6 protein-coding genes are annotated in these 7,135 nt (G+C 61.6%); 2 read left to right on the top strand and 4 right to left on the bottom strand.

Annotated elements, in window-relative coordinates:
• Nucleotides 1-741: 741 nt before the first annotated feature.
• The gene (locus tag BMI89_RS11935; RefSeq protein WP_143593896.1) at nt 742-2,031 is read left to right on the top strand and encodes a plasmid recombination protein; all 1,290 of its coding nucleotides are present in this window, start codon (nt 742-744) and stop codon (nt 2,029-2,031) included.
• Nucleotides 2,018-2,542, top strand: coding sequence for a hypothetical protein (locus tag BMI89_RS11930; RefSeq protein WP_143593895.1), 525 nt, complete (start codon nt 2,018-2,020; stop codon nt 2,540-2,542). The genes BMI89_RS11935 and BMI89_RS11930 overlap by 14 nt, the downstream gene beginning before the upstream one ends.
• Nucleotides 2,543-2,731: 189 nt before the next feature.
• Here BMI89_RS11930 and BMI89_RS11925 read toward each other — a convergent pair whose 3' ends face one another.
• From BMI89_RS11925 to BMI89_RS11910, 4 genes are all read right to left on the bottom strand, one after another.
• Nucleotides 2,732-3,808: an ABC transporter ATP-binding protein gene (locus BMI89_RS11925; RefSeq protein ID WP_078571093.1), complete on the bottom strand. Its 1,077-nt coding sequence runs from the start codon at nt 3,806-3,808 to the stop codon at nt 2,732-2,734.
• A gap of 11 nt (nt 3,809-3,819) precedes the next feature.
• Entirely contained in the window at nt 3,820-4,629 is an 810-nt protein-coding gene (locus tag BMI89_RS11920; protein WP_078540909.1) for an ABC transporter permease, read from the bottom strand.
• 7 nt (nt 4,630-4,636) lie between these two features.
• Nucleotides 4,637-5,533, bottom strand: a complete 897-nt coding sequence (locus BMI89_RS11915; RefSeq protein WP_078571068.1) for an ABC transporter permease — start codon at nt 5,531-5,533, stop codon at nt 4,637-4,639.
• Between the two features lie 160 nt (nt 5,534-5,693).
• Nucleotides 5,694-7,112, bottom strand: coding sequence for a PLP-dependent aminotransferase family protein (locus BMI89_RS11910; protein WP_078571067.1), 1,419 nt, complete (start codon nt 7,110-7,112; stop codon nt 5,694-5,696).
• Between the last annotated feature and the right edge of the window lie 23 nt (nt 7,113-7,135).

The raw sequence follows: 7,135 nt of genomic DNA, 5'->3' as shown, positions 1-7,135 counted from the left end.
TCAACCAATCCGGTCAGCAGGTGCAACGAGTAGCTTAATTTACGCCAGATCCTGTCCAAGAGTCGGGGAGTAGCTCAATACCCTGTTGCTCGCGCTCGACAAGAACTACCACGATGACGTTTGGCGATCTCTTCGTGAAGGAATTTCCAACGTTTCTGCGCCATCGTTGGGTCGTGCGATGGTTCTTTGTCCCGAGCTAATCTCGAATGTTGCACAACGTGGAGAGCGAATTATGCGGACTGAGAAAGACAACGTTCTGCGACACCTTCTTGTGCCTGCGCTGGAAGGAAGACACGACAATGCACTTCGGATTTTTGTTGATATGGGCTACTCGAAGCTAAAGGACTTTCAGAACGCTGCCCAGGACAGCACAACGACTATGGTCGAAGGCGCGTGGAAGAACTTTTCTGACGCAGACGTGGACAGAAGTCTTAAGCGCGACTTGGGCGAAGTTTTGCTTGGAAAACGAAAAGCGAAGTCAATTTTGGACCCTAGCTTTTGGTTTTCATCGTCACATGAATAGCAATTCCAACGTTCGCTGTTCGGTGCTCGACCAAACTGTTTTGCGCCCGCAGCGAACTTCCGGATCGCGCCCTTTGTTTCTGAGCCTCCCGTAGTCGCCTAGCTGTCCCGACACCCGCCTCGCAGGCGCCTCCCGGAGAGATACCGGGGGAAATTCACAGCGATTTCCGCGTCAAATGGCATGAACCCACCTCGATCTCACAAGCACGGAGATCGACAATGTCATCAGCAACGAAAACCCGCTACCCAATCGTCATGCGCATGCAAGGCATGCACCCTCGCAATCTTGCCGGCTATGAAAAGCACCGGATGCGCAGTGGGGGCGATCACGGCCATTGCGACACCAGCCGCATGGCGCAAAATCGGCGCCTCATCGGCTCGAAAACCTGGGCACAAGATGCGTGGGACGAGATCCAAGACATGCGCCATGCGAACCATCTCCTCGAACTCGAGCAGTTGCGCCGTCGACGCCGGAAAACGGAGCTTAAGAATGCGCTTTTTCGGGGGCCGCGCGATCCCTGGCGCGCAACCCGGCACGGTCCGCTGCGCGAAATCATTCTGACGGTAAACAAAGAGTGGTTCGAAAAGGATCTTACCGAGTTTTTCGGGGAGAGCGGACCTACGCGAGAGATGCAATTCGAGACGCGAGCCAAGGAGTGGCTCTTGACCAATTTCGGCGACGACTGCGTTCATGCACGCGCCGATCTCGACGAAACAGCATATCATATCCATGCCGTGATCATTCCCCGCGCAGTGACAGCGGATGGTCGGCGTATGCTGCAGCCGGCGGTTCACCCGTTGATCCGCAGTTACGAGAAGGCGCAAGATAGCGTCGGCGAATGGTTCGAGGAGATTGGGCTCCGGCGCGGCGAGCGGCGCAAGCAAGCCATGCGGGAGGCCCTTAAACACAACAGGAAAGTCCGCGAAGCGCGTGCGAATGGAGTGGCCGATCCTGGAACCGAGATCGCGCTGCCAGAACATCGCGAACACGTCAGCCCACGGAAATGGCGCGAGAGCCAGGAGATTGAGCTGGCCAGCCGCGACAAGGCGGTGAAGCAGACCGAGGAAACCCTCGCTGCCGAAAAATCAGCGCTCGCAGATCAAGAGCGTACCGTCACGCGGCAGCAACAAGACGCACAGTCCGTGCTCGATGTCGCGGCTGCGGTGGCCGATGGCCGCGTAGATATCGTAACCGCCACGGACGAGACGTCTCGACAGGACGCTCAATTCGATACGACTTCGCCGGTGCAGGCCATATTTGGGCGCGCGCTAGCAGTTCTCCGGCAACGCGCACGCAAAGAAGCACGCGCCGAACTCGCAGATGAGTTCGCGCAGATTGCGGCGGCGGACGCTGCGCTTCTCGAGATTGCGAAAACGCTGCCCAACAAAGCCCGGCAGCGTCTCGCTCAAGCGCGCAGATCTCTTTCGTTGCCGCTGAATGCGCTTCGGCGCCGCTTGTCGCCCGCCCGGTTCGACGACGTCGATCGGGGCTCTGATGAGAAAACGTGAAAAAGTTCGCGAATTCGATTTCCGCGCGCAGCGCGATGAACCCACCTCATCATCAGCAACCAAGAAGCCTCGCGACAGGCGCGCGGCAGACGCTGCAAAGACCGTCAGAAAAGGATTAGACTACATGGCACAGAAGAACCGACATCCTGTCATCGACTGGAACCGCATGACCGACCGCCAACGGCAAATGAAAGCCCGCGCGGAAAACCTCACGGCCCAGATCGCTCTTGATCAGCACCGCGAACATGACCGCGCGAATAAAGCCCTTTTCGCAAGCCTCGAGAGCGTCTTGGCACAACTTGCGGGTACGCCCAAAGCGGAAGAGTTTTTCCGCCTGTTCAGCGAAACCGCCACGCTCGCGAACGCCAAACGGATCGCGAATCATCCTGACTGCCCGGACGTCGTGCGCGACGAGATCGCGCACCGGATCGAGAAGGCTGGTGCCACCCGTGGCCACGAAGGCGCTGCAAGCGCTGCGCTCGGGAAGCCGGATAACGCCAGCGAAGGCTGACGGGGCTTAAATCATCCAAGACGAACAGAAAGGGCGCGGTGTATTCCGCGCCCTTTCTCGTTGTCACGGGTTGCGCAACAAGTAGCCAAAGACGGAAACGGGCCAGTTCAAGCCGATACCGCCAGTCAGTGGTAGAAAGCGGGAATATCTCGCTGACAACTATCGGTCGGGTTAGGCCCCCTGCCCGGTTCACCGGAACAGAACCAGCGCCCCGGGCGACCATGCGACGCGGGTGCGTGTGCCGACCTCCAGCACGGGCCGTCCGAAGACGTTGCGCATCGAAATGCGGACCGGCTTTTCGGTACCGTCGAGCCGCACATCGTAATAGGTCATGTCGCCGTAATAGACGACCTCGTCGATCGTGCCGGGTGCTTCGCGATCCGAGGCCTGTTGACCTTCGTAAAGGAGCGTTAAGGTTTCCGGTCGGAAACCCACCGCGGCGCCGTCGCCTGCGGGAGCGCTCGAAATCTGGCTCGGCGCGACTTCGAGCCGACCGAGTCCTGCGACCTCGGCCGTGACCGCGTCGCCCGGCCCGTCCGTCACCGAGGCGGGCAGGAAGTTCATCACCCCGATGAAATCGGCCACGCGGCGCGAATTCGGGCGACCATAGAGCACTTCCGGATCGGCGAGCTGAGCGATCTCGCCCTCGAACATCACCGCGATCCGGTCCGACATGACCAGCGCCTCTTCCTGATCGTGGGTCACGAGAACAAAGGTAATACCGACCTCGCGCTGCAGCTTGATCAACTCGACCTGCATCTGCTCGCGGATCTTGCGGTCGAGCGCGGAGAGCGGCTCATCGAGCAACAAAACCTTAGGCTTGAGGATCAGCGCACGGGCTAGCGCCACACGCTGCCGCTGCCCGCCCGAGAGCGCATGGGCTGCGCGGGCGCCATAGCCGGAAAGCCCCACCATCTCGAGCGATTCCTCGACCAGCTTGGCTTTCTCCGATTTCGAGCGCGGATCGCGGCGCAGGCCGAAGCCCACATTCTCGGCCACGCTCAGATGCGGGAAGATCGCGTAGGACTGGAACACCATGTTCGTGGGCCGCTTGTTCGGCGGCACGCCCACCATCGTCTTGCCGTCGATCAGCACCGCGCCCGAGGAAATCTCCTCGAACCCCGCGATGGTGCGCAGAAGCGTAGTCTTGCCACAGCCCGACGGACCGAGCAGCGAGAAGAACTCGCCCGCGCGGATCTCGGCGGTGATGCCGCGCAGCGCGTGATAATCGCCGTAATATTTGTGAACGTCCTGAAAGGCGATCATCGGTTTATCGGTCACAGGAAACCTCCGGTATCCTTGGCGCCGGTCCGTTTGACCCCGCGCCGGCGGAAGAATTCGGCCACGCTCAGAAGCAGGATCGAGGCCGCGACGAGGCAGGTGCCAAGCGCCATGATGACCGGGATCGCCGAGGGGAAACGCAGCTGGGAAAAGATGTAGGTGGGCAGCGTGGGCTGATTGCCCGCGAGGAAGAAGGCCACGATGAACTCGTCGAGCGAGATCGTGAAAGAGATCAGGAAGGCCGAGATGATGCCGGGCATCACCAGCGGCAGAACGATCAGCCGGAAGGTGGACATCCGTGTTTCGCCCAGATCGACCGCCGCCTCTTCCAGCGACTGATCGAGCGTCGCGAAAGCCGTTTGCAGCACCGCGATCGCATAGGGCAGCGAGATGATCACATGGCCCAAAATCACCGTCGCGATCGACAGGTTCACCTTCAACACTTCGAGCATCACCAGAAGCAGCGACATCCCCATCAGAATATCGGGCAGCACCATCGGCAGCAGGATCAGCCCCATGATCCCACCCTTGCCCTTGAAGCGATAGCGCGTCGAGGCGCGGGCGGCGAAAATCGCAAGGATCGTGGCCCCCGCCGAGGAGGTCAGCGCGATGATCAGCGAATTCGACAGCGCGTGGCGCAGCGTGTCGTTCTCGGCCATCTTCGCGAACCAGTCGGTCGTAAAGCCCTTCAGCGGAAAGGCGATGATCGTGCCGTCATTGAAGGCGAATAGCGGCAGCAGGAAGATCGGCGCATAGAGGAAGATCAGGTAAGCGATCGCGTAGATCTTGAGGGACGGGATTTTCATGCGCGGCTCACTTTCCGACCTTCAGGAAGCGGCGGTTGAGCCACAGGAACACCAGCGACAGCGCAGCGACCACCAGAAGCGAGCTGACCGCGATGGCCGAACCCATGGGCCGGTTGTCCAGCGGCAGCATCTGCGCCTGAATGAGGTTCGCGACCATCGGCATCTTGCCGCCCCCGATCAACTCGGGCGTGACGTAATCGCCCACCGTCGGGATGAAGACGATCAGTGTCGCGGCCACCACGCCCGGCATCGCCAAGGGAAGCGTCACGCGCAGGAAGGTGCGCCAGCGGCTCTCGCCCAGATCCTGCCCCGCCTCCAGCAGCGAGCGGTCGATCTTCTCGAGGCTCACGAAGATCGGCAGGATCGCAAACGGCGCATAGGCATGGGCCAGCGTCAGCGCGATCGCCCCCACTGAATTGAGCATCTGCAACGGGTCAGCGATCAGCCCGTTCGGCCCGATGATCCCGATACTTTCCAGCGCCGAGTTGATCACGCCGTTATAGCCAAGGATCACCTTCCACAGGAACACGCGGATCAGGTAGGACGTCCAGAAGGGAATCGTGATCAGGAAGATCCAGCGCGCCTTGCGGTTCGGCGCCAGACCGAAGCTCAGATAATAGGCAATCGGGAAGGCCAGCGCGACCGTGACCAGCGTCACCAGCCCCGCCACCAAGAGCGAGCGGACCAGAATCACGCGAAAGATCGGATCGGTCCATGTCGCGATGTAATTCTGCACGGTGAATTCATGCACCACCGTCAGATAGCCGTCCTGGAAGAAGGAATAGGCAAGGATCGTGACCAGCGGCGCGGCCAGCAAAAGAACGGCATAGAGGAAGGGCGGCGAGATCAGCGCATAGCCCTGCGCGGACTCGCTGCGCAGCCATCTCTCCCCTTTACCCGCCATCCATCTCTCCCGATTTGCACCCGTCTCGGGCGTCGTTGGATGTCACGAAAGCACAAGGTCGCGGGCGTGAAAAGAGGGCAACCGCCCCCGCGCGCGCAAGGGCAAGGCAGGTGCCGTAAATTTGTGCAGTGCGACCGGGTGCCGGGTCTGGCACCGAACGTCAGACCGGCAGATCGTCGGGCATCCGCTCAAGCAGCCCCGTCAGCGTGCGCAGAGCCGAGCGGAAGCGCTCCTCCGGCACCGAGCCCGCCATCGCGATGCGCACCGCGTTGGGCGCCTGCCCGTCCTGCACGACATATTCGTCGGCCGAGCGCAGCAACACGCCTTCCATCTCCGCCATGCGCGCGAAAGTGGAGCCGCGCCAGCCCATCGGCAGTTTCAGCCAGAGGAAGCTCAGCCCCGGCAGCCAGTTGAAATCCTGACCCGCCAGCGATTGCACCGTCATCTGCAGCCGCCGCCCCATCTCCTCCTGCGCGGCGTAACGCAGGCGCATCGCCTCGCCGCTCTCGAACAGCAGCGCGACCATGTCGGTGATAGGACGCGCGAGGCCAAAGAAGCTGTGCTGGGCGGCCAGCCGCCCCACCTCGCCCATGCCCTCGGGCGCGGCCACAATGCCGAAACGCATGCCCGCCGAGATCGTCTTCGACAGCGAGGTCACATGCCAGCTGCGCTCCGGCGCAATGACGCGAAAGCTCGGCAGGCCGGTCACCGGCGCGGTGTAGCAATCGTCCTCGATGATCTGCAGATCGTGGCGGCGCGCGACCTCGGCCAGCGCTTCGCGGCGCGCGGCGTCCATCCGTCCCGCCGTGGGGTTCTGCGCATCGGGCGTGATGCAGACGATTTGGCCGCCATGTTTGCGACACGCCGCGTCGAGCGCATCGGGGATCATGCCCTGCGCGTCGATCGCAACCGGATGCACCTCGGCGCGGTTGAGCCGTGCCGCGTGCCGGAAGCCGGGATAGGCAAGCTCCTCGATATAGACGCCGGGCCGGTCGCCGCGCAGGCAGGTCTGCATCACGAGGTTGATCCCGTTCTGCCCGCCATGGGTAAGTACGAGGTCGTCGGCATTTAATTCCGACGCGAGCGAGCAATCCTTCGGAAACCAGTCCATCACCGCCTCGCGGCAATACGCATCCCGGCGCAGACCCGGATATTGCAGATAGGTCTTGCCGATGTCGCGGGCGGCTTCGGTCATCGCCCATTGTAGCGCTTTTGTCTGGCCGACATCGGGCAATTGTGGCGATCTGAGATTGACCAGATCGTCCGGGGTGGCGTCGATATCCTCTCCGGTATGGCGATAAAGGGGTTCGCGTGGGCCGAGTCGCTGCGTTTGTGTCGATACAAAGGTGCCGCGCCCCACCTTGGCCTCCAGCAACCCCTCCTGCGTGGCGATCTGATACCCCCGCGCCACGGTGCCCGGAGTGACCCCCAAAGACCATGCCAAGTCCCTGACAGTAGGGAGTTTAGTTCCCGGCTTGAGGTCACCGCGGCGGATGCCTTCGCGCAGCGCACGGACCAGTGCGAGATATTTCGGGCCGGAGATATGGGCGAGCTCGGGAGACCAGCTTGTATCAGTCACAATATTTCTCTGGTTGCCAAAAA

Origin of the sequence: Thioclava sp. F36-7 (assembly GCF_002020075.1) — a bacterium.
Lineage (GTDB): Bacteria > Pseudomonadota > Alphaproteobacteria > Rhodobacterales > Rhodobacteraceae > Thioclava > Thioclava sediminum.
Note: the sequence above shows the minus strand (reverse complement) of the source record. Positions and strands in the feature narration are given on the sequence as shown.

Bases quoted from the DNA above. Each gene is read 5' to 3' on its own strand.
- BMI89_RS11935 (WP_143593896.1), top strand. From the start codon at position 742: ATGTCATCAGCAACGAAAACCCGCTACCCAATCGTCATGCGCATGCAA.
- BMI89_RS11930 (WP_143593895.1), top strand. From the start codon at position 2,018: ATGAGAAAACGTGAAAAAGTTCGCGAATTCGATTTCCGCGCGCAGCGC.
- BMI89_RS11925 (WP_078571093.1), bottom strand. From the start codon at position 3,808: ATGATCGCCTTTCAGGACGTTCACAAATATTACGGCGATTATCACGCG.
- BMI89_RS11920 (WP_078540909.1), bottom strand. From the start codon at position 4,629: ATGAAAATCCCGTCCCTCAAGATCTACGCGATCGCTTACCTGATCTTC.
- BMI89_RS11915 (WP_078571068.1), bottom strand. From the start codon at position 5,533: ATGGCGGGTAAAGGGGAGAGATGGCTGCGCAGCGAGTCCGCGCAGGGC.